The sequence below is a fragment of the Bradyrhizobium daqingense genome, assembly GCF_021044685.1.
Taxonomy (GTDB): domain Bacteria; phylum Pseudomonadota; class Alphaproteobacteria; order Rhizobiales; family Xanthobacteraceae; genus Bradyrhizobium; species Bradyrhizobium daqingense.
In genome coordinates this window covers 5,816,526-5,841,772 of the sequence record NZ_CP088014.1, presented here as the reverse complement: position 1 = coordinate 5,841,772, position 25,247 = coordinate 5,816,526, and the positions used below count along the sequence as shown (strand labels likewise).

The 25,247-nt window shown below is 65.2% G+C and carries 26 protein-coding genes; 13 read left to right on the top strand and 13 right to left on the bottom strand.

Annotated features, from left to right (window positions below):
- Nucleotides 1-504 precede the first annotated feature (504 nt).
- Both clpS and clpA read left to right on the top strand, forming a co-directional pair.
- Nucleotides 505-837, top strand: a complete 333-nt coding sequence (gene clpS / locus LPJ38_RS27735; RefSeq protein WP_008548646.1) for an ATP-dependent Clp protease adapter ClpS — start codon at nt 505-507, stop codon at nt 835-837.
- Nucleotides 838-1,128: 291 nt separating this feature from the next.
- A complete protein-coding gene (gene clpA, locus LPJ38_RS27730; RefSeq protein ID WP_060736298.1) occupies nt 1,129-3,537 on the top strand; it encodes an ATP-dependent Clp protease ATP-binding subunit ClpA in 2,409 nt (802 codons plus the stop codon).
- A gap of 80 nt (nt 3,538-3,617) precedes the next feature.
- Here the strand turns inward: clpA and LPJ38_RS27725 are convergent, their stop codons facing one another.
- The 4 genes from LPJ38_RS27725 to LPJ38_RS27710 form a co-directional block, all read right to left on the bottom strand.
- Entirely contained in the window at nt 3,618-4,067 is a 450-nt protein-coding gene (locus tag LPJ38_RS27725; RefSeq protein WP_145629930.1) for a PEGA domain-containing protein, read from the bottom strand.
- A 128-nt stretch (nt 4,068-4,195) separates the two neighbouring features.
- The gene (locus tag LPJ38_RS27720) at nt 4,196-5,617 is read right to left on the bottom strand and encodes an MFS transporter (RefSeq protein WP_145629931.1); all 1,422 of its coding nucleotides are present in this window, start codon (nt 5,615-5,617) and stop codon (nt 4,196-4,198) included.
- 173 nt (nt 5,618-5,790) lie between these two features.
- Nucleotides 5,791-6,816: an aldo/keto reductase gene (locus LPJ38_RS27715; RefSeq protein WP_145629932.1), complete on the bottom strand. Its 1,026-nt coding sequence runs from the start codon at nt 6,814-6,816 to the stop codon at nt 5,791-5,793.
- Between the two features lie 148 nt (nt 6,817-6,964).
- Nucleotides 6,965-7,921, bottom strand: coding sequence for an AraC-like ligand-binding domain-containing protein (locus tag LPJ38_RS27710; protein WP_145629933.1), 957 nt, complete (start codon nt 7,919-7,921; stop codon nt 6,965-6,967).
- Nucleotides 7,922-8,115: 194 nt separating this feature from the next.
- Here LPJ38_RS27710 and LPJ38_RS27705 point away from each other — a divergent pair, with 194 nt between their 5' ends.
- Both LPJ38_RS27705 and LPJ38_RS27700 read left to right on the top strand, forming a co-directional pair.
- Nucleotides 8,116-9,132 (top strand): carbon-nitrogen hydrolase family protein, encoded by a 1,017-nt coding sequence (locus LPJ38_RS27705; protein WP_145629934.1) that lies wholly within the window; start codon nt 8,116-8,118, stop codon nt 9,130-9,132.
- Nucleotides 9,133-9,151: 19 nt separating this feature from the next.
- Nucleotides 9,152-10,192, top strand: a complete 1,041-nt coding sequence (locus LPJ38_RS27700) for a phenylacetaldoxime dehydratase family protein (RefSeq protein WP_145630164.1) — start codon at nt 9,152-9,154, stop codon at nt 10,190-10,192.
- Between the two features lie 4 nt (nt 10,193-10,196).
- Here LPJ38_RS27700 and LPJ38_RS27695 read toward each other — a convergent pair whose 3' ends face one another.
- Complete coding sequence (locus LPJ38_RS27695; protein ID WP_145629935.1) at nt 10,197-10,835, bottom strand: HAD family hydrolase; 639 nt, start codon at nt 10,833-10,835, stop codon at nt 10,197-10,199.
- Nucleotides 10,836-10,923: 88 nt separating this feature from the next.
- On the opposite strand from LPJ38_RS27695, the gene LPJ38_RS27690 reads away from it, so the two are divergent.
- From LPJ38_RS27690 to tsaA, 4 genes are all read left to right on the top strand, one after another.
- Nucleotides 10,924-11,880, top strand: coding sequence for a lytic transglycosylase domain-containing protein (locus LPJ38_RS27690; RefSeq protein WP_145629936.1), 957 nt, complete (start codon nt 10,924-10,926; stop codon nt 11,878-11,880).
- A 231-nt stretch (nt 11,881-12,111) separates the two neighbouring features.
- Nucleotides 12,112-12,852, top strand: coding sequence for an AzlC family ABC transporter permease (locus tag LPJ38_RS27685; protein ID WP_145629937.1), 741 nt, complete (start codon nt 12,112-12,114; stop codon nt 12,850-12,852).
- Entirely contained in the window at nt 12,849-13,199 is a 351-nt protein-coding gene (locus tag LPJ38_RS27680; protein ID WP_145629938.1) for an AzlD domain-containing protein, read from the top strand. Before LPJ38_RS27685 ends, LPJ38_RS27680 begins: the two co-directional genes overlap by 4 nt.
- A 33-nt stretch (nt 13,200-13,232) precedes the next feature.
- Entirely contained in the window at nt 13,233-13,724 is a 492-nt protein-coding gene (tsaA, locus tag LPJ38_RS27675; protein ID WP_145629939.1) for a tRNA (N6-threonylcarbamoyladenosine(37)-N6)-methyltransferase TrmO, read from the top strand.
- Nucleotides 13,725-13,843: 119 nt separating this feature from the next.
- Here the strand turns inward: tsaA and LPJ38_RS27670 are convergent, their stop codons facing one another.
- The 4 genes from LPJ38_RS27670 to LPJ38_RS27655 form a co-directional block, all read right to left on the bottom strand.
- The gene (locus LPJ38_RS27670; RefSeq protein WP_145629940.1) at nt 13,844-14,269 is read right to left on the bottom strand and encodes an HIT family protein; all 426 of its coding nucleotides are present in this window, start codon (nt 14,267-14,269) and stop codon (nt 13,844-13,846) included.
- Nucleotides 14,270-14,330: 61 nt separating this feature from the next.
- Nucleotides 14,331-15,572: a GNAT family N-acetyltransferase gene (locus tag LPJ38_RS27665; protein ID WP_145629941.1), complete on the bottom strand. Its 1,242-nt coding sequence runs from the start codon at nt 15,570-15,572 to the stop codon at nt 14,331-14,333.
- A 219-nt stretch (nt 15,573-15,791) separates the two neighbouring features.
- Nucleotides 15,792-16,538, bottom strand: coding sequence for a glycerophosphodiester phosphodiesterase (locus LPJ38_RS27660; protein ID WP_145629942.1), 747 nt, complete (start codon nt 16,536-16,538; stop codon nt 15,792-15,794).
- 5 nt (nt 16,539-16,543) lie between these two features.
- Nucleotides 16,544-17,011, bottom strand: a complete 468-nt coding sequence (locus LPJ38_RS27655) for a RidA family protein (protein ID WP_018321130.1) — start codon at nt 17,009-17,011, stop codon at nt 16,544-16,546.
- A 231-nt stretch (nt 17,012-17,242) separates the two neighbouring features.
- Here LPJ38_RS27655 and LPJ38_RS27650 point away from each other — a divergent pair, with 231 nt between their 5' ends.
- Nucleotides 17,243-18,088 (top strand): cell envelope integrity EipB family protein, encoded by an 846-nt coding sequence (locus LPJ38_RS27650; protein WP_145629943.1) that lies wholly within the window; start codon nt 17,243-17,245, stop codon nt 18,086-18,088.
- A gap of 203 nt (nt 18,089-18,291) precedes the next feature.
- The gene (locus LPJ38_RS27645; protein ID WP_145629944.1) at nt 18,292-18,693 is read left to right on the top strand and encodes a RidA family protein; all 402 of its coding nucleotides are present in this window, start codon (nt 18,292-18,294) and stop codon (nt 18,691-18,693) included.
- Between the two features lie 7 nt (nt 18,694-18,700).
- On the opposite strand, the gene LPJ38_RS27640 is transcribed toward LPJ38_RS27645, so the two are convergent.
- From LPJ38_RS27640 to LPJ38_RS27630, 3 genes are all read right to left on the bottom strand, one after another.
- Nucleotides 18,701-19,108 carry an ACT domain-containing protein gene (locus tag LPJ38_RS27640; protein ID WP_145629945.1) on the bottom strand — a complete coding sequence of 136 codons (408 nt, stop codon included), beginning with the start codon at nt 19,106-19,108 and terminating at the stop codon, nt 18,701-18,703.
- Nucleotides 19,109-19,478: 370 nt separating this feature from the next.
- On the bottom strand, nt 19,479-20,765 hold the full coding sequence (locus tag LPJ38_RS27635; protein WP_145629947.1) for a DNA polymerase IV: 1,287 nt from the start codon (nt 20,763-20,765) through the stop codon (nt 19,479-19,481).
- A complete protein-coding gene (locus LPJ38_RS27630) occupies nt 20,762-21,073 on the bottom strand; it encodes a DUF3572 domain-containing protein (protein WP_145629948.1) in 312 nt (103 codons plus the stop codon). The genes LPJ38_RS27635 and LPJ38_RS27630 overlap by 4 nt, the downstream gene beginning before the upstream one ends.
- Before the next feature lie 242 nt (nt 21,074-21,315).
- Here LPJ38_RS27630 and LPJ38_RS27625 point away from each other — a divergent pair, with 242 nt between their 5' ends.
- Both LPJ38_RS27625 and LPJ38_RS27620 read left to right on the top strand, forming a co-directional pair.
- Nucleotides 21,316-21,681 carry a response regulator gene (locus tag LPJ38_RS27625; protein ID WP_008566616.1) on the top strand — a complete coding sequence of 122 codons (366 nt, stop codon included), beginning with the start codon at nt 21,316-21,318 and terminating at the stop codon, nt 21,679-21,681.
- Nucleotides 21,682-21,695: 14 nt separating this feature from the next.
- On the top strand, nt 21,696-23,069 hold the full coding sequence (locus tag LPJ38_RS27620) for a PleD family two-component system response regulator (protein ID WP_145629949.1): 1,374 nt from the start codon (nt 21,696-21,698) through the stop codon (nt 23,067-23,069).
- 175 nt (nt 23,070-23,244) lie between these two features.
- Here the strand turns inward: LPJ38_RS27620 and LPJ38_RS27615 are convergent, their stop codons facing one another.
- Nucleotides 23,245-23,814, bottom strand: coding sequence for a TetR/AcrR family transcriptional regulator (locus tag LPJ38_RS27615; protein ID WP_145629950.1), 570 nt, complete (start codon nt 23,812-23,814; stop codon nt 23,245-23,247).
- 130 nt (nt 23,815-23,944) lie between these two features.
- Between LPJ38_RS27615 and LPJ38_RS27610 the strand changes: the two genes are divergently transcribed.
- A complete protein-coding gene (locus LPJ38_RS27610) occupies nt 23,945-25,183 on the top strand; it encodes an MFS transporter (RefSeq protein WP_145629951.1) in 1,239 nt (412 codons plus the stop codon).
- Nucleotides 25,184-25,247 lie beyond the last annotated feature (64 nt).

Genomic DNA, 25,247 nt, shown 5'->3' with positions numbered 1-25,247 from the left:
GCTTGGAGCACATCGATCGTCATGCTTGCCGGCGTGGCCGTTGTCCACGGCTGGTCGGCGACGCCAGTTCGAGCGTTGGTAAATCGGACCGTAGAAAACCGGAGATGCCTCTGCGCGAAACCTCGCGGGCCGCATCCGGTGCCGGGTTCCTGATCAATCCGTTCTAAACTGGGGCGGCGGAAATTTTTGTCAAACCGGCCGAGATTGATTAACCTCGCCGGAGATCGCCGGGCCGGAATCGGCGCCGCTGCGGCCGCATCGGCCGGACTTTTGCGTGCTTGCGGCAAGCCGGAGGCGGGCCCATATTGCTAGCGAACGATCCGGCTTCGACCGGATCCGTCGGGAGCGGCGATCCAACAAGGCGGCGCGCCTGCGCAAGGCTCCGAAGAGCGGGGCGCGCGGCAACCGTCATCGCTTCCGTGGGGAATTTTGAACGCCTGTGCCATGCCGCAACTGATTTCCAGCCTCGATCTGTCCGCGTCTGTCGCGGCCCGTGCTCCCCGGATGAGCAATGACGACAATCGTTCCAATGGTCCGACGGGGCCGAACACCTCCGTCATCACCAAGGTCAAGCCCAAGACCAAGCGGCCGAACCTGTATCGTGTGCTGATCCTCAATGACGACTACACGCCGATGGAATTCGTCGTCCATGTGCTGGAGAAGTTCTTCCAGAAGGACGTCGAGGCCGCGACCAAGATCATGCTCCACGTCCATCATCACGGGATCGGCGAGTGTGGTGTGTTCACCTACGAGATTGCCGAGACCAAGGTGACGCAGGTGATGGATTTCGCCCGCAAGCACCAGCATCCGCTGCAATGCGTGATGGAAAAGAAGTAGGACCTCTCGCGGCGCGTTCGAAGCCGGCTTTCGTTGCGTATGTCGCGGCGTGATCGTCGCGTCCGATGTGCGCGCAATGCCCATTGCAGCCGGGAAGCTCGCGGAATTCTGCGCCGGCGCTGGTCCCGCCCAAATCGGAACGGGTTTTGCATCGAGAATAGCGCAGGTGGCTAGCTGCGGAGTCGCGGAACCGGTCTTTCGCCGCGATCTTGTATAACTATATGTGACAAAGGTTGTTGTTGCCTGACCGGGCGATCACGACCATGATGGTGGGGGCCATAGAGGACGCGAATGCCGACTTTTTCCCAAAGCCTTGAACAATCCCTGCATCGTGCGCTGGCGATCGCAAACGAGCGTCATCACCAATACGCGACGCTCGAGCATCTCTTGCTTTCTTTGATCGACGACTCCGATGCAGCCGCGGTCATGCGCGCCTGTAGCGTCGATCTCGACAAGCTCCGTACGAGCCTCGTCAACTATCTTGAGACCGAATTCGAGAATCTGGTGACGGATGGCGCCGACGACGCCAAGCCGACCGCCGGCTTCCAGCGTGTGATCCAGCGCGCCGTGATCCACGTGCAGTCGTCCGGCCGCGAAGAGGTGACCGGCGCCAACGTGCTGATCGCGATCTTCGCCGAGCGGGAAAGCCATGCCGCGTATTTCCTGCAGGAGCAGGACATGACGCGCTACGACGCGGTCAACTACATCAGCCACGGCATCGCCAAGCGGCCGGGCGTCTCCGAAGCGCGGCCCGTGCGCGGCGTCGACGAGGAGACCGAGACCAAGGGCAACGAGGACGCCAAGAAGAAGGGCGAGGCGCTCGAGACCTATTGCGTCAACCTCAACAAGAAGGCGCGCGACGGCAAGATCGATCCGGTGATCGGACGCAACTCCGAGATCAACCGCGCGATCCAGGTGCTGTGCCGCCGACAGAAGAACAATCCGCTGTTCGTCGGCGAAGCCGGTGTCGGCAAGACCGCGATCGCGGAAGGTCTCGCCAAGCGCATCGTCGACAGCGAGGTGCCGGAGGTGCTCGCGGCCGCCACCGTGTTCTCGCTCGACATGGGCACGCTGCTCGCAGGCACGCGCTATCGCGGCGACTTCGAGGAGCGCCTGAAGCAGGTGCTGAAGGAGCTCGAGGCGCATCCCAACGCCATCCTGTTCATCGACGAGATCCACACCGTGATCGGTGCGGGCGCGACGTCGGGCGGGGCGATGGACGCCTCGAACCTGCTCAAGCCGGCTCTGGCCTCGGGCACGATCCGCTGCATGGGCTCCACCACCTACAAGGAGTACCGCCAGCACTTCGAGAAGGACCGCGCGCTGGTGCGGCGCTTCCAGAAGATCGACATCAACGAGCCGACGGTCGAGGACGCGATCGCGATCCTCAAGGGCCTCAAGCCGTACTTCGAGGACTATCACCGTCTGAAGTACACCAATGAGGCGATCGAGGCCGCGGTGCAGCTCTCCTCGCGCTACATCCACGACCGCAAGCTGCCGGACAAGGCGATTGACGTGATCGACGAGTCCGGTGCGGCGCAGATGCTGGTGGCCGAGAACAAGCGCAAGAAGACCATCGGCATCAAGGAGATCGAGACCACGATCGCCTCGATGGCGCGGATCCCGCCGAAGAGCGTGTCGAAGGACGACGCCGAGGTGCTCAAACATCTCGAGCAGACCCTGAAGCGCACCGTGTTCGGCCAGGACAAGGCGATCGAGTCGCTCGCCGCTTCGATCAAGCTGGCGCGTGCCGGCCTGCGCGAACCGGAGAAGCCGATCGGGTGCTACCTGTTCTCAGGGCCCACCGGCGTCGGCAAGACCGAAGTCGCCAAGCAGCTCGCGGCGACGCTCGGCGTCGAGCTCTTGCGCTTCGACATGTCGGAATACATGGAGCGACACACCGTGTCGCGCCTGATCGGCGCGCCTCCCGGCTATGTCGGGTTCGACCAGGGCGGCCTGCTCACCGATGGCGTCGATCAGCATCCGCATTGCGTGGTGCTGCTGGACGAGATCGAGAAGGCGCATCCGGATCTCTACAACGTGTTGCTCCAGATCATGGATCACGGCCGGCTCACCGATCACAACGGCAAGCAGGTCAACTTCCGCAACGTGATCCTGATCATGACGACGAATGCCGGCGCGGCGGATCTCGCCAAGCAGGCGTTTGGCTTCACCCGCTCGAAGCGGGAAGGCGACGACCACGAGGCGATCAACCGGCAGTTCGCGCCCGAATTCCGCAACCGCCTCGATGCCATCGTCTCGTTCGGCCATCTCAGCGTCGAGGTGATCGGCACCGTGGTCGAGAAGTTCGTGCTTCAGCTCGAGGCGCAGCTCGGCGATCGCGACGTCACCATCGAGCTGTCCGAGCCCGCCAAGGCCTGGCTGGTCCAGCATGGCTACGACGAGCAGATGGGGGCACGCCCCATGGCCCGCGTGATCCAGGAGCACATCAAGAAGCCGCTGGCCGACGAGGTGCTGTTCGGCAAGCTCAAGGGCGGCGGCCATGTTCGCGTCGTTCTCGTCAAGGACGAGGCCGACGAGACCAAGGAGAAGATCGGCTTCGAATTCCTCGACGGTCCGGTCACGCCGAAGCAGGAGAAGCTGCCCGGCACCCGCAAGCGTCCGCCGGGCAAGTCCAAGCCGGGCGGCCCCGGCGGCTCGAAGGGGCCGACCTCGAAGGGGCCGCTGGTCAAGGTCTGATCGGCGTGTGACGAAATCGAAAAGGCCGGCTGAAAAGCCGGCCTTCTTGTTGGTGTTGGTATCGGACCGCGGAAAGCCCCTTACGTGCCGGCCTCCGGCGCATGGGCCGGCCGCGGCTTCTTCGGCGCGCGCGGTGCGGCACGCGGGACGGTCGGTTGCATCGTTACGATGACCGGATTCGGCTTGTGATCGGTTGCCGCGCCCGTCGCTGCATCAACTCCCATGCCGATGACGCCGCCCGCCAGGAGATTGCCGGCGAAGCCGGCGGCGCCCGTGCCAGACACTTCCTTCGTAAGTTGCACCGTCTGCGATTGATAGCCTTCCTTCTCGAAGGTGATCGTGATGTCGGCACTGCGTTTGGCGACGATGGCGCATGGCGTGGTGCAGGTGGTGGGCACTTCAAGCCCGCTCACGACTGCTTCCACGCCCGACGGTGTCGATGAGATGCTGATATTCTCGGTAGTGCCGCGCGTGACAGACGCGCAGCCGCCCAGCATGACGCTGAGCGCCACAATTCCAAATAAACGCATGAAATGCCCCTTGTCCCGCCGTCACTGAAGCGCAACCGGAGCGGGAGGGCAATAGGCAATAGGTCTGAATAGTTAAGCCACGCAGGGGTTGTGCACGAAAACAGCCATAGCCTGGGCGTGGGCCCGCGCTATTCGCCGCGCAAGCGCTGATCGTCCTGCACGCGGACGTGCTCGGCGCCGCGTGCGCCCGCAGGCGACAGGCGCAGCATGCTCAGCACAGCGCCGCAGAGCGCAAATCCGACGCCGGCGAGAAGCGCCAGCCTGGTGCCCTCCACCGGATACCGCCCGAGGAGCAGCGCGACCAGCGCAGCGCCCGTGGTCTGCCCGAGCAGCCGCGCCGTGCCCAGCATGCCGCTGGCGCCGCCGGCGCGCTCGCGCGGGGCGGCCGCGATCATGGTGCGGTTGTTGGGGGTCTGGAACAGGCCGAAGCCGGCGCCGGCCAGCGCCATGCGCCAGATCACGTCGAGCGGCGTCGGGCTTGCGGGCAGGAAAGCCAGCGCGGCAAGGCCACAGGCAAACAGCGTGAGCCCGATGCCGCCGAGCAGGCCGGCCGGATAATGCTCGACCAGACGGCCGGCAAGCGGTGCTGCGAACGCCACCGCGATCGGCCAGGGCGTGATCAACAGGCCCATGTGCACCGCCGAATAGCCGAAGCGGCTCTGGAGGTAGAAGGGGATCGCGACGAAGGCCAGCATCTGCCCGCAGAACGATGCGATCGAGGTCGCAATCGACAGCGCGAACACCGGGATGCGCAACAGATCGACCGGCAACAGCGGCGAGGTCATGTGCGTTTCGCGATAGATCAGCAGCGCCCCGGCGACGAGCGCGATGGCGAACTGCACGAGGCAGGTGATCGCGGCCTGGCCATGACCGACGCTGTCGACCGCCGCGATGCCGACGCCGAACGTGATCGCGGACAGGCCTGCGCTCTGCCAGTCGAAGGAACGAGTCGCGGGCTTGGTGTGCGGCAGGCTGCGCAGGCCGATCAGCAACGTCACCGCGCCGAGCGGCACGTTGATGGCGAACAGCCACGGCCAGCTTCCGACCGCGAGAATGCCGGCCGCGAGCGTCGGACCGACCGCGGCCGAGAAGGCGACCACGAGCGCGTTGAGCCCGATGCCGCGGCCGAGCTGACTGCGCGGATAGGTGAAGCGCACCAGCGCCGCGTTGACGCTCATGATCCCGGCCGCACCAAAGCCCTGGAGGATGCGCGCGAGCGTCAGCAGCGGCAGCGTGTGCGCCAGCGCGCAAAAGGCGGACGCAATCGTGAACAGCACCAGTCCGACGAGATAGACGCGGCGATAGCCGACGATCTCGCCGAGCGACGCCAGCGGCAGCAGCGAGATCGTGATCGCGAGCTGGTAGCCGTTGACGATCCAGATCGAGAAGGCCGGGCTCGCATCGAGGTCGGCCGCGATCGTTGGCAGCGCCACATTGGCGATGGCGCTGTCGACCACCGCCATGATGATGCCGAGCGCAATGGTCAGGACCGCCTGGTTGCGCTGCGGCTGCGGCAGGCCGTCGGCATGCTCGACGGGTGCGGACGACATGATGAGAGCGCGCTTGATCCGAGCCGTGGCTCACCTCCGGATAGGAAATCGCAGGATGGATCGCAACCCGGCAGGACACGGACAGTTCCCATGTCGAAGTCTGGTTCCCCGGGCGCGGCAGGGCATCGGCGGCCTTCGCGAGCCTGTCCGTGATTTCGTGCTTGGAGAGGTGCCTACACCGCCGGCGGATTGCGGTCGGTAAAGGTCGTGCGCTGGTGCCAATAGGGATAGGGCAGCGTCACCTTGCTCGCGGCATCGAGCTTTGCGACCTGGTCCTTGGTCAAGGACCAGCCGACCGCGCCGAGATTTTCGCGCAGCTGCGTCTCGTTGCGGGCGCCGATGATCAGTGTCGAGACCGTGGGGCGCTGCAGCAGCCAGTTCAGCGCGATCTGCGAGACGCTCTTGCCGGTCTCCTTCGCGATCTCGTCGATGGCATCGACGACACGATAGACATGCTCGTCCGGCACCGGCGGGCCGAACTCGGCGGTCTTGGGCAGGCGGCTCACCTCGGGCTTCGGCTGGCCGCGGCGGATCTTGCCGGTGAGACGGCCCCATCCAAGCGGCGACCAGACCACGGCGCCCAATCCCTGGTCGAGCCCCAGCGGCATCAGCTCCCATTCGTAGTCGCGCCCGATCAGTGAATAGTAGGTCTGGTTCGCGACGTAGCGTGGGAAGCCGTGCTTGTCGGCGACCGCCAGCGACTTCATCAGGTGCCAGCCCGAAAAATTCGAGACGCCGACGTAACGGATCTTGCCGGCGCGCACGAGCACGTCGAGGGTTGAGAGCACCTCTTCGGGCGGGGTGAAGGCATCGAAGCCATGGAGCTGGAACAGGTCGATGTAATCGGTGCCGAGCCGGCTCAGCGAACCGTCGATGGCTTTGAGCAGATTCTGCCGCGACGAGCCGATGTCGTTGGGACCATCGCCGAAGCGGAAGGTCGCCTTGGTCGAGATCAGGACCTTGTCGCGGCGGCCCTTGATGGCTTCGCCGAGCACCCGCTCGGACTCGCCGAGCGAATAGACGTTGGCGGTGTCGAACATCGACACGCCGGCCTCGAGGCAGATGTCCAGAAGGCGCCGGGCCTCGGTCGCATCGGTCGTGCCCCACGCAGCAAGGCGGCCGACGCCGCCAAAGGTGCCCGTTCCCAGGCTCAAAGCAGGCACCATGAGGCCTGACCGGCCCAAGCGTCGGTATTCCATCGATCTGCTCCTTGCTGGCCGACGATTGATCCGTACGGCTCGATGTCGAAGGATAGTGCAAGCAGGCGCCGCGTCCTATCACGCGCTCACATACCGGCTTTGCTTGCGACTGGCCTAGTCGTGCAGGCGATGGCTAGCCGGAACGAGATCAATGCCGCAGCTGGCTCTGCCTGAAGTCGCGTGGAGACATCCCAAAATGCTCGCGGAAGACGCGGCCGAAATGCGAGAGGTCGTTGAAGCCCCAGGCGAACGCGATCTCACTGATGTGGCGATGGGCGAGCATCGGCGAGGCGAGGTCGCGCCGGCATCGGGCGAGGCGCTCGGCAAGGACGTGGCGCTGGAACGAGATGTCCTCGTCGGCGAGAAGGTCGTTGACGTAGCGCGGCGAGATGCCGAGCACGGCCGCGGTGTCCGCGAGCGAGAGGTCGGGATCGGCGAGATGCGCGCGGATGTGCGCCTTCAGCCGAAAGAGCAGGGCGGAACGGTGGGTCGAGGATGGCAGCGACGTCGTGCCGAGCCGTTCACTCAATGCCATCGCAAGCAGATCGACGGCTTGCTCCGACAGTGCGGCCGCGTTGTTCGGAGCCAGCCTGTCGGCACTCTGGCAGAGTCTGACGATGAAATCATAAGCGAGCCGTTCGAGCGGTACATCAGCGCCGAACGCGATCGCAGTCAGTGTCTCGGTGCCACCGAGCCGGCGTTGCAGCATCTCCCGCGGCACCTTGAAGATGGTCTGGGTGAAGCTGTCGTTGAACTTCAACTCGTATGGTCGCGTGGTGTCGTACAGCGCGAACTCGCCGGGATGGATCACGGTCTCGCGGCCGTCCTGCACCACGCCGCCATCGCCACGATTGCCGAGCGCGACCAGGACGAAATCGTGATCCGAGCGCGCGATGCGCGAGGGCGTGCGGAAGACGTGCTGGCGGTCGGAGCGAACCTCGGAGCACACGGCCTTGCCGAGCGAGGCCTGCGTCACCGAGCCGTGAAAGGCGCTGCCGAGGTCCGACTTGCAGTCGAGCCCGACGAAGACGTCACAGACGATATCCTGCCAGAGCGCGAGCCGCCGGTAGCCCGGGCTGCCGTCTGTCGTGAACTGGATTGGCATCAGGACAGCCTCCCTTTCACATCCCGCAAAATAGCATGGTGGCGCAGATCGAGCCTGACCGGAGGCAAATTCCGTACCGGGCGATCGCTCGCAGTCGAGTTTTTGTTCCGCCGTGGTCGAGCGCCTGGCCGCCCGGCTTGGCCAAATAGACTGCATCGGACGTGGCTTCCGATCAACCGGCAATGGAGGCGGCAATGGGCATCGAACATCCGAAATACAACGTGGCGGTGGTGCAGGCGGCACCGGCCTGGCTCGACCTCGACGCCTCGATCGACAAATCGATCGGGCTGATCAGGGAGGCCGCGGAAAAGGGCGCCAAGCTGATCGCCTTTCCCGAAGCCTTCATCCCCGGTTACCCCTGGCATATCTGGATGGACTCGCCGGCCTGGGCGATCGGCCGTGGCTTCGTGCAGCGCTACTTCGACAATTCGCTGTCCTATGACAGCCCGCAAGCTGAGCGCCTGCGCGATGCCGTACGCAAGGCCAAGCTCACCGCCGTGCTCGGCCTGTCGGAGCGCGAGGGCGGCAGCCTTTATCTGGCGCAATGGCTGATCGGGCCCGACGGCGAGACCATCGCCAAGCGCCGCAAGCTGCGGCCGACCCATGCCGAGCGCACCGTCTATGGCGAGGGCGACGGCAGCGATCTCGCCGTGCATGCGCGGCCCGACATCGGCCGCTTGGGCGCGCTGTGCTGCTGGGAGCATCTCCAGCCGCTGTCGAAATACGCGATGTACGCCCAGAACGAGCAGGTGCATGTCGCGGCGTGGCCGAGCTTCTCGCTCTACGATCCCTTTGCGCCGGCGCTCGGGGCCGAGGTCAACAATGCGGCTTCACGCGTCTACGCGGTGGAAGGCTCCTGCTTCGTGCTGGCGCCTTGCGCGACGGTGTCGCAAGCCATGATCGACGAGCTCTGCGACCGGCCCGATAAGCATGCGCTGTTGCATGCCGGCGGCGGCTTCGCGGCGATCTACGGGCCGGACGGCAGCCAGATCGGCGAGAAGCTGGCGCCGGATCAGGAGGGTCTGCTGATCGCCGAGATCGATCTCGGCGCCATCGGCATCGCCAAGAATGCCGCCGATCCCGCCGGGCACTATTCGCGGCCCGACGTGACGCGGCTCCTGCTCAACAAGAAGCGATACCAGCGCGTCGAGCAGTTCGCGTTGCCGGTCGACATGGTCGAGCCAACGGACATTGGTGCGGCAGCGAGCTGATCGCGGGGAGGACACGATGATGGAATCCGCAATTCCTCTGCATCTCGAAACGGCGCGCACGCGCCACAAGCGCGTGCCCGACGACTACCAGCCGCCATATCCATCCTTCGTGGCGCGCTACAAGCCTACGGTCAGCCGCGTTGCGATGGCCTATTTCGGCGTTCAATATCGTGGCACGGCGCCACTGGCTGCGACGGACGCGTTGAAAGACATTGCAAGGCTGTTCGCTTCGGAGAACGGTCCATCGCACTGGGACCAGGCGCGCTATGTCGATCAGTCCGGCTTCGAGAACGTCGTCACGGTCGCCTATTGGAACGACGTCGCGCGCTTCGACGCCTGGTTCGCGCCGGCGCGGGAGGTGTGGACCGGGCGGCAGCGCGAGGGCGTCGGCACCTTCATCGAGGTGCTGCGCCCCACTGTTGAGCGGCACGAGACGCTGTTCTCCTCGCCCGATCGGGCGGAGGGCGTTGCGGTGATTGCCAACGGCATGAGCGGCGAGGTGCAGGAGCACGCCTATTGGGGCGGCATGCGCGACCGTATCCCGCTGTCGCAGACCGATGCCATGGCGCCGGCCGGTGCTCCGGAGCTGATCCGCGACGGCGCGCGGCTGCGCGTCGTGGCGTACGACAATCTTTGCCTGATCCGCTCCGGACAGGACTGGAGCGATACTGGAGCATCCGAGCGCAAGCTCTATCTCGACGATGTCGAGCCGGTGCTGCGTCAAGGCATGAACTTTCTGCGCGATGACGGCCTTGCCATCGGCTGCTACGCCAACCGCTACATGCAGGTGCTGGCGGCCGACGGCAGCGCGACCGAAAAATCCTACGGCCAGAGCTGGTGGAGGAGTCTCGCTGCGCTCGAACGCTGGGCGGAGTCGCATCCGACCCATGTCAGGATCTTCGGTGCTGCGATGAAATATCTGTCGACGCTCGGGCCGTCAGCCAAGTTGCGGCTCTACCACGAGGTGACGGTGGCAGCCGCCGACGAGCAGTTGTTCGAATATCTCAACTGTCATCCGAAGACGGGCATGCTGGCAGCGGTGGAGACGGTCGGGGCCTGATCGACTAGGCTGCGCAGTGCCCTAGCAATTCGGGATGCGCGGCGCAGATGTGATGCGCGCCGGCCTCCCGCAGCTCGGCTTCGTTGCCATAGCCGTAGAGCACGCCGATGGCGGTCATGCCGTTGGTGCGAGCGCCGACCACGTCATGACTGCGATCGCCGATCATGATTGCATGCTGCGGATCGACGTTGGTCTCGTCGAGCGCATAGCGGAGCAGGTCGCGCTTGTCGACGCGCGTGCCGTCGAGCTCGGAGCCGAACACGCGCTCGAAATACGGTTTCAGGCCGAAATGATCGACGATGCGCGTGGCATAGACGGCGGGCTTGCTGGTTGCTACGAACATGCGCTGACGTGTCGCTGCAAGCGTCGACAATGTGTCCGTAATTCCGCTGTAAGCCTCGTTCTCGAACAGGCCGACGTCGCTGAAGCGCTCGCGATAGAGCAGGAGCGCACGGTCGGCGAGCTCATCGGTTCCGGTGAGCTTTCGAAGGCTTGCAAGCAGGGGAGGGCCGATGCACCAGGCCAGTTCGTCCTCGCTCGGCACGGAGACGCCGAGATGTTCCAAAGCATATTGGATCGAGCGGGTGATCCCGGGCTTGGGGTCGGTCAGCGTGCCGTCGAGATCAAAAAAGATTGTCACCATCAGGCCCGACCTGCGTTGATACTGCCGTCTGTTGCTAGTTGGCTGGGGTTCCAAGTCAAGGTCCGATTTGTCCTGTTACGTCGATGCCATGCGAATAGCTCGGTTTATCGCTGTCCTGTGCCAGGCCCTCGTGCTGTCATCGGCGCTAGCCGAGGAGACGCCGCCCGCCGATGCGCCGGCGAAGGCCGCTGAAGAACCCGCAAAGCCGGCGGAGAAACCGAAAGACGCCCGCGAGAGTGACACGCGGGAATCGATCTGCTTGATCGTGGAGGCGGCCGCGCGCGACAATGATTTGCCGCTGGAGTTCTTCGCGCGCGTGATCTGGCAGGAGAGCCGTTTCCAGGCCGATGCGGTCGGGCCGATGACGCGCAGCGGCGAACATGCGCAGGGGATCGCGCAGTTCATGCCGGGCACGGCCAGCGAGCGCGGGCTGCTAGATCCCTTCAATCCGGTGCAGGCGTTGCCGAAGTCCGCTGAATTTCTCAACGAGCTGCGCAACCAGTTCGGCAATCTCGGCCTTGCTGCAGCCGCCTACAATGCTGGGCCGCGCCGGGTGCAGGAATGGCTCGCGGGCACCGGCGGGATGCCGGAGCAAACTCGCAACTATGTCTACGCCATCACCGGGACGAGCGTCGATGCGTGGGCCAAGGCCGGTGCGACCGGCAAGGGCCCGCCGAGCTCGCCGCCGACGAGCTGCCGCGATCTGATGGCGCTGCTCAAGCGCGCGCCGAATGCCTTCGTTGCCGAGCTCGAGCAGCATGTGGAGCTTGCGGCCGCGAAGGCCTGGGGCGTCCAGCTCGCCGCCGGCTTCGACCGCAACAGGGCGCTGGCGATGTATTCCCGCGCGGTCACGCGGCTCAGCGCCGTGATCGGTGAGCGCGATCCGAGCCTGCTGAGCTCGGTGATGCGCAGCCGCGGCACGCGTGCGTTCTACCAGGTGCGCATCGGTGCCGACACGCGTAACGAGGCGGATGATCTGTGCGGCCGCATCCGCAAGGCTGGCGGGGCATGCTTCGTGCTGAAGAACAAGGGTGTGGCGGGGTAGGCACTGCCGTCATTTCCGGGGCGCGACGAAGTCGCGAGCCCGGAATCCATCGTGCAGCGATCTCTGTGGTCCCATGGATTCCGGGCTCGCGCCAAGTGGCGCGCCCCGGAATGACGAGCTGCGGTGCTGCGCTGAATGCATGCATGCCAGCCCCGCCGCGGCCTTCCTTGACGCAAGGCGCTGCATTGCCCGTTATGCATGCACGATTCCGCAACCTCAGCCAAATCTCCTGTGGCGCTTCCACCGCTCGATTCACCGCAATGGAATAGCTCCTGGCGCGCCTTTGCCTGGGGGCTGCGCTCGGTCACGCAGACGATCCTCACGCTCGTCCTGTTCGCGACGTATCTCGGCATCGGCGCACTGGCCCATGACACCCATTTCAGCCTGCTCTGGGCATTGTGTTCGACGCTGTTCGTCTGGGCGGGGCCCGCGCAGATCATCCTGATCACCACGCTCGGCTCGGGCGCCACCATCATCCAGTCGGCGATCGCGGTGACGGTGAGCGCGATCCGGCTGTTTCCAATGGTCGTATCAGTGCTGCCGCTAATGCGCACGCCGACGACCAGGCGGCGCGAGCTGTTCTTCGCGGCGCATCTCACGGCCGTGACGCTGTGGGTCGAATGCCATCGCTTCCTGCCTCAGGTGCCGCGCGAGCGGCGGATCGCCTTCGTCAACGGCCTTGGCTTCGGTCTGGTCTCGGTGTGCCTATGTGCCAACACGGTGGGCTTTTTCCTCGCCGCCAATCTGACGCAGACGCTGGGAGCGGCGATCCTGATGCTGACGCCGCTGTCGTTCCTGTTCTCGACCGCGCGCAACAGCCGCGAGGCCGCCGACGTCGTCGCGCTGGCGCTTGGCGTTCTGCTCTATCCACTGGCAGCGAAGATGAACTCCGGCCTCGACATCCTCGTCAGCGGCCTCGTGGCCGGCACGATCGCCTATGGCGTGCATTGGTGGCGGGAGGTGCGCACATGAGCTACGCGCAGCTCATCGGCGACTGGCAGGCGCTCGTCGTGCTGTTCGTCGCCGGCGTTGTTCCCAACCAGATCTGGCGCATGCTGGGCCTGTGGTTCGGCGGCGGCATCGACGAGGGCTCCGAGCTGCTGGTCTGGGTGAGGGCGGTCGCAACCGCGATCCTGGCTGGCGTCATCGCCCAGATCGTGGTCCAGCCGCCGGGCGCGCTGGCGAGCGTGCCTGACGTCCTGCGCTACAGCGCGGTCGGCGCCGGGCTCGTCGTCTTCCTGCTGACCCGCCGCTCGATCTTCGCGGGCGTGGTGACGGGCGAAGTCTTCATGCTGGCCGGCAAGTGGTGGTTGGGCTAAAACCGCCGGCGAACAGCTAGGGAAATAGGACATATGGTTCGCGAACAGGAGCTCCGCGAGGGCGAGCTCGCCATCGAGCTGCCGCCGACGCAGGATGCCGGTCTCGTCTTCATCGGTCGTATCCGCACGCCCTGGACGTCGCGGCTTGAGACGCCGCGGCAGGGACGTCAGGATGGCCCGGTGTGCCGGCTCGAGATCTTCGAGCCATTCGTCCCGGCGATCAAGGGCGTGGATTTCTACAGCAACCTCGAAGTGCTCTACTGGCTCGACCAGTCGCGCCGCGACATCATCCTGCAAAGCCCGAAGAACAACGAGAAGACCCGCGGGACGTTTTCGCTGCGCTCGCCGGTGCGGCCCAATCCGATCGGCACGTCGATCGTGAAGCTGGTCGGGATCGAGGGCAATGCGATCCTGGTGCGCGGGCTCGATTGCCTCGACAATACGCCGCTGATCGACATCAAGCCCGACCGCTGCGAGTTCACGCCGCTGGCCGCGCCGCAGAAGGGCGATTTCGAGACGGAGTGAGGGGCGCTCCGCTCCAACCCCGTCATTGCGAGGAGCTCTTGCGACGAAGCAATCCAGACCGTCTCCGCGGAAAGATTCTGGATTGCTTCGCTACGCTCGCAATGACGGAATGTGTGGCGTCAGCCCTTCAACGCCGCCATCAGCTTCGCCGCGTGCTCTTGCAGCATCTTGTCGTCTTCCTTGCGGCTCGCCGGCGGCAGCATGGCGACGCCGTCGTGGCGCGGCATCACATGCATGTGCAGATGAAACACCACCTGTCCGCCTGCGGGTTCGTTGAACTGCTGCACGGTGATGCCGTCGGCGTCGAACGCCTTCATCGCGGCCGCCGCGATCCTGTGCGCGCCGCGGGCGACATGGGCATAGTCCTCCGGCTTGATGTCGAGGATGTTGCGGGCAGGGGCCTTCGGGATCACCAGCGTGTGGCCGGGGACGCGCGGCATGATGTCGAGGAAGGCGAAGACGTGCTCGTCCTCGTACACCTTGTGGCAGGGCAGCTCGCCGCGCAGGATCTTTGCGAAGATGTTGTTGGTGTCGTAGGCGGTCATGACGGCTCCCAAGAACTTTGCACTCGATTTTGCGCTTACTGTCACCAGCCGTGGCGAAGCGTCAAGGCACCTCGTCGATGCCTTTGCGGAAGGGCCCAAGCTCGGCGAGCTCCCGTCCGGTTTCCGCGACATAGGCGCGCTCGCGCTTGAGGTAATCGTCGATCGCCCGGCGCAGGCCGGGATCGGCGATGAAATGGGCCGAATGGGTGGTCTGCGGCAGGTAGCCCCGCGCGATCTTGTGCTCGCCTTGCGCGCCCGCTTCGACATGCTTCAGGCCGCGTTTGATCGCGAAATCGATCGCCTGGTAGTAGCAGACCTCGAAATGCAGGAACGGATGATGCTCGACCGCGCCCCAGTTGCGCCCGAACAACGTGTCCGATCCGATGAAATTGATCGCGCCCGCGATCCAGCGGCCGTTGCGGCGGGCCATCACCAGCAGCACGTCCTCGCTCATGGTCTCGCCGATCAGCGAGAAGAACTCGCGCGTCAGATACGGCCGGCCCCATTTGCGCGAGCCGGTCTCCATGTAGAACATGAAGAACGCATCCCAGGCGTCCTCGGTGATGTCCTTGCCTGTCAGCCAGTGGATGGTGATCCCGGCGGCGAGCGCATCGCGCCGTTCGCGCTTGATCGATTTGCGGTGGCGCGAATTGAGCGTCGCCAGGAAGTCGTCGAAGCTCGCAAAGCCGTCATTGTGCCAGTGGAACTGCTGGTCGGTGCGCTGCAGGAAACCGTGCTTGGCGAGCAGCTTCCATTCCGCCTCGCGCGCGAAGGTGACGTGGACCGCGGAGGCCTTGCTGACCCCGCACAGCGCCACCAGCCCGCTCGCCAGCGCCTCGCTGATCCGCTCGCGGTCGACGCCGTCGCGGACCAGCAGCCGGGGTCCCGTCGCCGGCGTGAAGGGAACCGAGACCTGGAGCTTCGGGTAGTAGCGTCCGCCGGCGCGCTCATAGGCATCTGCCCAGCCGCGGTCGAAGACGTACTCGCCTTGGCTGTGCGATTTCAGATAGCAGGGCACCACACCGGCGACGCGGCCATCGAGCTTGGCCACCAAGTGCCGCGGCCCCCAGCCGGTACGGATCGTTGCCGAACCCGATTTCTCCACGGCAGAGAGAAAGGCATGTGAGACGAACGGGTTATAGGCGGGTTTTAAGAGGCCGAGGGAATCGCCTGGAAGAGCGGATGAGGTTCCTGCGTCATGCCCGTTGCAAGCTTTGCCCGGATTGGCGCAGGCGTCCCAATCCTCCGGCGATACTTCGCCAATGGACGGTACAGCCTCGAGCGTAATGTCGGATGATGCCATTGCGTGCAAGATCGTGCATTGCAGCAGCGACTTCAAGGGGGCGGGAACAGGCATGCTCGCGTGCCCCGGACGCAGCGCAGCGCTCCTTCAGCGGTGCGCTGCAGAGCCGGGGCCCATGTGGCAGCGCGCTCGCGGAAAGATGGGTCCCGGCTCTGCGCAGCAGCGTTGCACGCTGCAGTGCGTCCGGGACACAGCGCGGGGTGTTCGCATGCCGCGCCCCTACGGCACGAAGCCCTCGAAGATCATCTGATCGGCATACTGCCCGACCCGCGTCCGCTGCTCGCCCGTGCGTACGGTCCAGCCGAGCAGGGCGCAGCCGAACACGTTGCGGGCGATCCAGGGGGCCGGGGCCGGCAGGTGGTCGACCTTGAAGGCGACGAAGTGGGGCAGGGTCTGGAAGCCGTGGCGCAGGTACAGCATGCTGTCGCGCTGCTCCGGCGTTAGGTAAGCCCAATATTCGTCCTCATAGGTCCGCTGCGCGACGATGCCGCGCGGACGGTTGGGCAACAGCTCGCGCAGCGCCAGCACCTGGTCGGGATCGAAGGACATGCCGACCGCGGGGCCGTCATAGGATGCCAGCACCTCGGCCATCCGCTTCACCAGCTTGCGGTCGCCGCCAAAATGGCTCTTCACCTCGATCACCAGCGGGACCCGGCCGGCGACCAGGGCGCAGAGGTCGGACAGCGACATCATCCGCTCGGGCGTGTCCTTGAACTTGACGGCTTTCAGCTCGGCCGCAGTCTTGTCGATCACCTCGCCGGTGGCCTCGGTGAGGCGGCCGAGGGCATGGTCGTGGTGCACCATGGCCTCGCCGTCGGACGAAAGCTGGATATCGACCTCGATCGAGAAATTGCCTGATATCGCAGCCTGCACCGCGCCCGGCATGTTCTCGACGATGCCGCGCGAAATGTCATGCAGGCCGCGATGGGCGACCGGCCGGGCTGTCAGCCAATCCGGAGCGCGCATGCGCGTCAGGCGACCTCGAACACGCCGTCAACCTCGACCGCGGCATCGGCCGGCAGCGAGGCGACCCCGACGGTGGTGCGGGCATGGCGGCCCTTGTCGCCGAAAGCGGCGACCATCAGGTCGGAGGCTCCGTTCAGCACCTTGGGCCCGTCCAGGAAGTCCGGCGCCGAGTTGATGAAGCCGCCGAGACGGACCACGCGCACGACCTTGTCGAGGTCGCCCAGCGCCGCCTTGACCTGGGCCAGCAGGTTCACCGCGCAGCCGCGGGCGGCTGCAGCGCCGTCCTCGATCGAGACGCCGGCACCCAGCTTGCCCTTGGCGATCAGCTTGCCAGCAGGGTCGAAGCAGACCTGGCCGGAGACGAACAGCAAATTGCCGGTGCGCACGAACGGGACGTAATTGGCCACGGGCGTGGGGGCCTCGTGCAGCTTGATGCCTTGTTCCGCCAGTTTCTGCTCGACCGTGCCCGCCATGTTCGACCTCATTGTCCCGGGAATTCATTCGCCCGGGGGCAATCTCGGGTTTGACCGCCGGGCGCGCCTGTTTCGCCCATTGTGCTCCCACATGCAAGGAAGCGGGAGGCCCGGCCTGGACAGGCTGGACGGTTCAAGGCGCAGGGGGCAAATTTACGTGAAGCGGCCTCAGTTGCGACGCAATGGAACGGTCATTAAAATGTCGAATCTACGCTCCCCTAGGGATGAGACATGGTGCACCTTTTCCGGACCTCGCTCGGTGTGATGGCGCTCGCCGCGGCCACTGTCGGCACAGGCGGGGTAGCCACGGCCGCCAACGGTCCGTTTCTGGCCCACCAGGCGCTCTATGACCTCAGCCTCGTGAAATCGCGCTCCAACTCGGTCAATAGCGCCCGCGGCCGCATCCTCTATAACTTCGCGGGGAACGCCTGCGAGGGCTATACCTCGGAATTCCGCCAGGTCTCCGAGCTCGACAGCGGCGAGGGCAAGGTCACGCTCAGCGATCTCCGCTCCAACTCCTGGGAGGATGCCGCCGGCAAGAGCTACCGCTTCAAGATCGAGACGCGCATGAACGAGGCCGATGCCGGCCGCGTCGATGGCTCGGCCGAGCGCGATGGCAACCACATCAACGTCAAGCTTAAGCTGCCGACCCCGAAGACGTTCACGCTCGACGGCAGCATCGTGTTCCCGACCGAGCAGATCCAGCGCATCATCGCCGCCGCCAAGGACGGCAAGTCGCTGCTCGAGCTGTCCGTCTATGACGGCTCCGACGACGGCCAGAAGGTCTACAACACGCTGACCGTGATCGGCCAGCCGATCCCCGCCGACCGCGCCACCTCGTCCGATCCGTCGACGGCGGACGAGCACATGAAGTCGCTCAAGCGCTGGCCGGTCACCGTCAGCTATTTCGATCGCGATGCCCAGCAGAAGGAAGGCGAGCAGACGCCGGTCTATGCGATGGCGTTCGAGCTCTACGAGAACGGCGTCTCGCGCCAGCTCGTGCTCGATTACAACGATTTCGTGATCTCGGGCGCGATGGGCAAGTTCGACGTCAAGGACAGCAAGCCCTGTAATTGAGCTTCACCGTCATTCCGGGGCTCGCGAAGCGAGAACCCGGAATGTCGAGACGCCGCGTTCGGTCCTGCGGACCGGCCCGGAATGACATTGCAGTTACTCTGTCGTCTCTTCGGTCGCTTTGCTCCTCGCAATGACGGGGCTGGCTCTCCGTTCACTCTCCGGCTACGCTCGCTCCCAACCACAAACTCCGGGAGGCAAGCCCCATGCCCAAGCTCGATCATCTCCGTCCCAGCGGCCTGCACCACAATCCCGCCTATTCCCATGTCGTCACCGCTTCCGGCGCGCGGACCATCTACATCTCCGGCCAGGTCTCGACCGACGAGGAGGGACGTATCGTGGGTGAGGGCGATATAGCGGCGCAGACGACGCAAGTGATGCACAATCTCGGGCTCGCGCTGAAGGCGGCGGGGGCGAGCTATTCCAACATCGTGAAGATCACGACCTTCGTGGTGAACTACAAGCCGGAGCTGCGCCCCATCATCGGCAAGGCCCGCTCGGCCTTCTTCGATGGCATGGAGCCGCCGGCTTCCACGCTCGTCGGCGTGTCGGCGCTCGCCGCACCGGAATGGCTGATCGAGATCGAGGCGGTGGCCGTCGCGGATTGAACCCCGCCTACGCCGACCTAGTTTTGGCCATCTCTTGCAGAATGGCCATCGCCTCGTCGGCCCGGTCCGCCGGCACGAACAGATGATCGTGATAGAACGCCGAAACCGCATTCACGCTGATGCCGGCTTCGGCCAGACGTGACGTCACTGCCGCCAGAAAGCCCACCGCATCGAGTGCGGAGTGAACCGTCAAAGTGATCAAACGCGAGGGAAATTCGTGGCGCAGTTCGGCACGTTCAGCCTCCTCGTGCCGCACCACCAGCGTCGTTCCTTCGCGTTCGCGGAACGTCAGCATCGCGTTGACGGTGGCTGGAATGCTCGCGCTCGGCGCAAGCGTGCAAAACACGAAGATGCCGTCCAGGATCTCCGGCTTCATGTCACTCAGCAGTGCGTCGAGATCGCGTCCGCCCGTCACGGCGCTAGCCCCCGAATCGGTAAGATCGTTTGCGTCCCTGCGAAGCTATCGGGCCAGCGGCTGTTGAAGCCACAACCAACATACCTTTGTATATCTCCTCCAATCCTTCTCATACCCCGATCTTACGCTGGTACAATTGAGCGACGGCGAGAGATTCTTACAATTTGAGTCCACTCGGGTCACTGCGAGGCAGCTCAAATGAACGTCGTCATTCGAAGGCTCAACGGCTTGTGGCACCTCATCGTCGGATCTTGTCAGATCCGAACGCCGTTCCTGGAAACGCAGGATCGGCAGTTGGTCGTTCAGTATGCCAGACGCGCCTATCCCGGTGCACGGATATTCGAACGCGACTGAGTTGAGCAGGCCTCGATCACTCCTGCGCCTTCGGCCCCTCATACGAAATGCCGCGGATCACTGCGGCGCTGCCGAATTTCTTGCGCAGGCTGTCCACCGCGCGCTCGGCATGGGCGGCGCGGCGGTCGAGCATGTCGGTGTCGTCGATCGCAGAGCCCTCGCGCAGCGCGCTGACGCCGGCGCCCATCAGGCGGAAGGCGGTGCCGTCGATCTCCTTCGCCAGCATCTCGCGGCAGATCGAGAATATCTTTGCGGCGAGCTGCGTGGGCGCGGCGATCGACTGCGAGCGCGTGCGCTGGCGGAAATCGGCGGTCTTCAGCTTCAAGGTGACGGTCGAGCCGGCGAGTTCGGCGCTCTTGAGGCGGGACGACGTCTTCTCGCAGAGCCGCCACAGAATCTTCTCCAGCGTCGCGAAATCGCGGATGTCGGTCTCGAAGGTGGTTTCGCTGGAAATCGTCTTGGCGCCGCGGTCGGGCTCGACGCCACGATCGTCGATGCCGCGCGCGAGCCGCCACAGCCGGCGGCCATCGCTCGGAAACTGCCGCATCATCTCGATCTCGTCGGCCTTCTGCAGGTCGGCGATGATGCGAAAGCCGCGCTGCACCAGGCGCTCCTGCGTGGCGGGGCCGACGCCGAAGATGAAGCCGACCGGCTTTTCCGCGAGCATCAAACGGGCCTCTTCCTGGTCGAGCGCGGCAAAGCCCCGCGGCTTGTCAAGGTCGGAGGCGATCTTGGCCAGGAACTTGTTGCAGGACAGGCCGACCGAGACGGTGATGCCGACGTCGCGCTCGACATTGCGGGCAAAGCGCGCCAGCACCTTTGCGGGGATCATGCCGTGAACCCTCTCGGTGCCGGAGAGGTCGAGGAAGGCCTCGTCGATCGAGAGCGGCTCGACCAGGGGCGTCAGCGCCTGCATGGCCTGGCGCACCTCGCGGCCGACCCGGACGTACTTTGCCATGTCGGGCGGTATCACGATCGCATGCGGGCAGGCGTCCAACGCCTTGAACATCGGCATGGCCGAGCGCACGCCATAGGTGCGGGCGATATAGCAGGCGGCCGATACCACGCCGCGCTTGCCGCCGCCGATGATGACCGGCTTGTCGGCGATGTCAGGATTGTCGCGCTTCTCGACCGTCGCATAGAAGGCGTCGCAGTCGATATGGGCGATGGTCAGGCCCGCGAGCGCGCGGTGGCGGACGAGCCGCGGGGATCCGCAGGCGGAACAACGCCGTACGCCCATATCCAGATCGGCCAGACAATCCCGGCAGAAGCAGCGGGGCCCGGCCGCCTCCAGACTGGTCACGGCACGTCGCGCTCCCAGGTAGGGGCGCCGAGCGCATCGCCGAGGACCTGCCGCGCCGCAGCGACGTTGGTCGGATGCAGTTCCGCGGCTTTCGCGAAGGCCTTCACGGTGTCGTCATCGCGCAACACGAAATCGAGCACGCTGAGGAGGAAGTTGGGGTCGGAGGCGGCATTGCGGAGGGTCTCCGGACCGACCCCTGTCTCGGCCAGGAACAGGCCCAGCCGCTCGGGCTCGCTCGCGACGAAGGACAGAGCCTGAATCGCAACGATTTCAGCGACTTCGCGAGGGTTGTGAACAGGCTTTTTCACGGGGCCGGTTTGCCTTTCCGTTAACTTTCAGTGTCTACTTTGGAATCATCATGCCCGAGTCTTCGCCTTGAGTCTTGTGACCCCCGACAAGCAACTGGCAACCACATCGCCGAAAGTCGGCCCTCGGGTTTAACGAAACTAGAGCGAATCTGAGGCTAGTTTGAATCCAGTTTTCGAAGCGCCGGAAAGCGGCGCCTGAGGCGTTACATGGACCGGTCCTTCGGACCAATCAGGAGGGCGGGATGGCTAAGACCGTCCTGATCGTGGAAGACAACGAGCTCAACATGAAGCTCTTCCGCGACCTGTTGGAGGCGCACGGCTACCAGACCTCGGGCACCAGCAACGGCTACGAGGCGCTCGACCTCGTGCGCAAGATGCGGCCCGACCTCGTGCTGATGGACATCCAGCTGCCGCAGGTCTCGGGGCTCGAGGTGACGCGCTGGATCAAGGACGATCCGGAGCTGCGTGCCATTCCCGTCGTCGCGGTCACGGCGTTCGCGATGAAGGGCGACGAAGAACGCATCCGCGAGGGCGGCTGCGAGGCTTATTTGTCCAAGCCGATCTCGGTCGGCAAATTCATAGAGACGGTCCGGCGTTTCATCGGATAGGAAGTGAGTTCACAGTGTCCGCGCGTATCCTGGTTGTCGATGACGTTCCTGCCAACGTCAAACTCCTCGAAGCCCGCCTGTCCGCCGAATATTTCGACGTGATGACCGCCGCGAACGGCACCGAGGCGCTGGCGATCAGCCGGCGCGCCGAATGCGACATCATCCTGCTCGACGTGATGATGCCCGACATGGACGGTTTCGAAGTTTGCCGCCGCCTCAAGACCGATCCGGCGACGCATCACATCCCCGTCGTCATGGTCACCGCGCTCGACAGCCCGTCCGACCGCAACCGCGGGCTGGAAGCCGGCGCCGACGATTTCCTGACCAAGCCCGTCTCCGACGTCGTGCTGATCGCGCGCGTGCGCTCGCTGACGCGGCTGAAGATGATGACCGACGAATTGCGCATGCGCGCCATCACCTCACTCGAGATCGGCATGCAGGCGCCCGAGCGCAGCGCCGTGGCGGATACCGGCAAGGGCGGCCGCATCCTGCTGGTCGACGACCGCGAGTCCTCCTATGAGCGGCTGGCGACGATCCTCGCCGCCGAGCACACCATCGACGTCGAGCCGAACCCGACGGAGGCGCTGTTCCACGCAGCCGAGGGCAATTACGACCTGCTGATCGTCTCGCTCGACCTCAACAATTTCGACGGCCTCAGGCTCTGCAGCCAGGCGCGCTCGCTGGAGCGCACGCGCCACGTGCCGATCCTGGCGATCGCCGACCCCGAGAACTCGACGCGGCTGCTGCGCGGCCTCGAGATCGGCGTCAACGACTATCTGCTGCGCCCCATCGACAAGACCGAGCTCCTGGCGCGGGCCCGCACCCAGATCCGCCGCCGCCGCTACACCGATCATCTGCGCGACAACGTGCAGAACTCGATCGAGATGGCGATCACCGACGCGCTCACGGGCCTGCACAATCGCCGCTACATGGAGAGCCATCTGGCAACGCTCGCCGAGCAGGCCGCAACGCGTGGCAAGCCGCTGGCGCTGATGATCCTCGACATCGACTACTTCAAGTCGATCAACGACAATTACGGCCACGACGCCGGCGACGACGTACTGCGCGAGTTCGCGGTGCGCGTGCGCAAGTCGATCCGCGGCATTGATCTGGCCTGCCGCTACGGCGGCGAGGAGTTCGTCATCGTGATGCCGGAGACCGATCTGCATGTCGCCGGCATGGTCGCCGAGCGCCTGCGCCGCTCGATCGCGGGCGAGCCGTTCTCGATCCACAAAGGCGCAAAGCGCATCGAGGTCACGATCTCGATCGGCCTGACCACGCTGGAGCAGAAGGGCGAGGCGGTCGCCGACGTCCTCAAGCGAGCCGACACCGCGCTGTATCGTGCCAAGCACGACGGCCGCAACCGCGTGGTGTCGCAGGCGGCGTGAGCCGCCGCGGCACAAGGCGGCGAAAACAACCCCATGCACAGTAGCCGGTGATAGAGAAATCAACGGCTTACGCGGTCGCAGGAAGGGCTTGCGCCCGCAGCGGCGTCATTTGACCCGTCGGGCAAAACAGGAGCATATTGGCAGGGTCGCGCAGTGGACCTCGCGCGCCTGCTCGTCACCGGCGGTCCACATCCACCCCCGCATTCCGCAACAGCACCTTCGCCGCTTCCTTTGCCGCGCGCGCCATCGCGGGATCGTCGCGGACGAGGTCCTGTGCGATCGAACCGTCGACCAGCAGCACGAGCTGTGTTGCCAGCGCGTCCGCATCGGCAACGCCGAGCTCGCTCAAGCGCTCGCGAAACCAGAGGCGGCGGCTTTCCTTGAAGGCGATGGCGATCTTCTTCACGGCGCGGTCGGCAGGGCCGAGTTCGGCGACTGCATTCACGAATGGGCAGCCGCGGAAGTCTTTTGCGGCGAAACGGCGCTCCAGCGAATCGAATGTCGCAAGGATCTGCTCGGCGGCGGGCTTGTCCGAAGCCGGCGCGTGAACGAAGCGGCGCTCGAGATAGGCCGCGATCAGCGCGTCCTTGGACGGGAAATGGTTGTAGAGCGTGCGCTTGGAGATGCCGATCTCGGCCGCGATGGTGTCGACGCCGATGGCGCGAATGCCCTGCAGATAGAACAGCTTGTCGGCGGTCTGAAGGATCCGCTCTTTCATCGACTGTGGTTTGGGCGGGGGAGCCATGCGGCGGCACGCGTCCTGTTCGCTTGACAGCACTCGGCAATCATAGCCTAAGTACACAGGTCTGTGTAACCAAAATCGACGGCAAGAGCAGACGGCGGCACGCGTGCCGCGCCCAAAAGGGAGAAGAAAAATGCCCCTGTTGCAGGTCCTGCGTCCGACCTTGCCCATCCTGATCGGCGCCTCGATCATGCTGACGCTGAGCATGGGGCTGCGACAGTCGCTCGGCATCTTCATGCAGCCGCTGACGCAGGACATCCACATCTCGATCTCGGATTTCACGCTGGCGCTGGCCGTGCAAAACCTCGCCTGGGGCTTCCTGCAGCCGCCCGCGGGCGCGCTGACCGCGCGCTATGGCTTCCGTCCGATCATGATCGTGGGCGCGCTGATGTACATCGCGGGGCTGGCGCTGATGGCGACCGCGAACGGGCTCGTCAGCATCATGATCGGCGGCGGCGTCTTGATCGGCACCTCGCTCGCCTGCACCGCGGCGGCGATCGCGATGTCGGTTGCGGCGCGCGCGGTGCCCGCAACGGTGCGCTCGACCGTGCTCGGCATCGTCTCCGGCGCGGGCTCGCTCGGTGCGCTGCTGTCGGCGCCGATCGGGCAGATGCTCAACGAGGGGTTCGGCTGGCGCATCGGCCTTGCCGGCTTCGTCATCATGGCGGTGCTGATGATTCCGGCCGCGTGGTATGCGGGCCGCGTCGACAAGATCCCGTTGCCGAAGCCGGCCGCCGACGAGATCGATGATGCCACGGCCGCAGCCGCGGCGAGAACCGCGTTCGGCAATGCCTCTTTCGTGGTGATGACCTGCGCCTATCTCGTCTGCGGTATGCAGCTGGTTTTCCTCACCACGCATCTGCCGTCGTATCTCGCGATCTGCGGCCTCGATCCGATGCTGAGCGCGCAGACCCTCGGCATGATCGGCGGCTTCAACGTGCTGGGCTCGCTGTTCTTCGGCTGGGCCGGCCAGCGCTGGAACAAGCTGGCGCTGCTCGGCGGCATCTACATCCTGCGCTCGCTCGCGCTCGCCTGGTACTTCATGCTGCCGGCGACGCCGTTCTCGACGCTGCTGTTCGGCGCCATCATGGGATTCCTCTGGATGGGCGTCGGGCCGCTGGTCGCGGGCGCCGTCGCCGAGATGTTCGGCCTGCGCTGGCAGGCGATGATCCAGGGCCTCGCCTTCATGAGCCACCAGATCGGCAGCTTCCTTGGCGCGTATGGAGGAGGGGTGCTCTACGACGCACTGGGCTCGTACACCATGGCATGGCGCATCGGCGTCGCGCTCGGCCTCGCCGGCGGCATCGTGCAGGTCGCCTTCGCGCTGATCCGGCCGTCGCAGCCGCCGGCGCCGGTGTTGCGGACCGCCTAGCGGGCGCGGGCTCGGAAGCATCCGCTTCGGGGTCCTCGCGTTGGCGCGCACGTGCTAGCCGGGC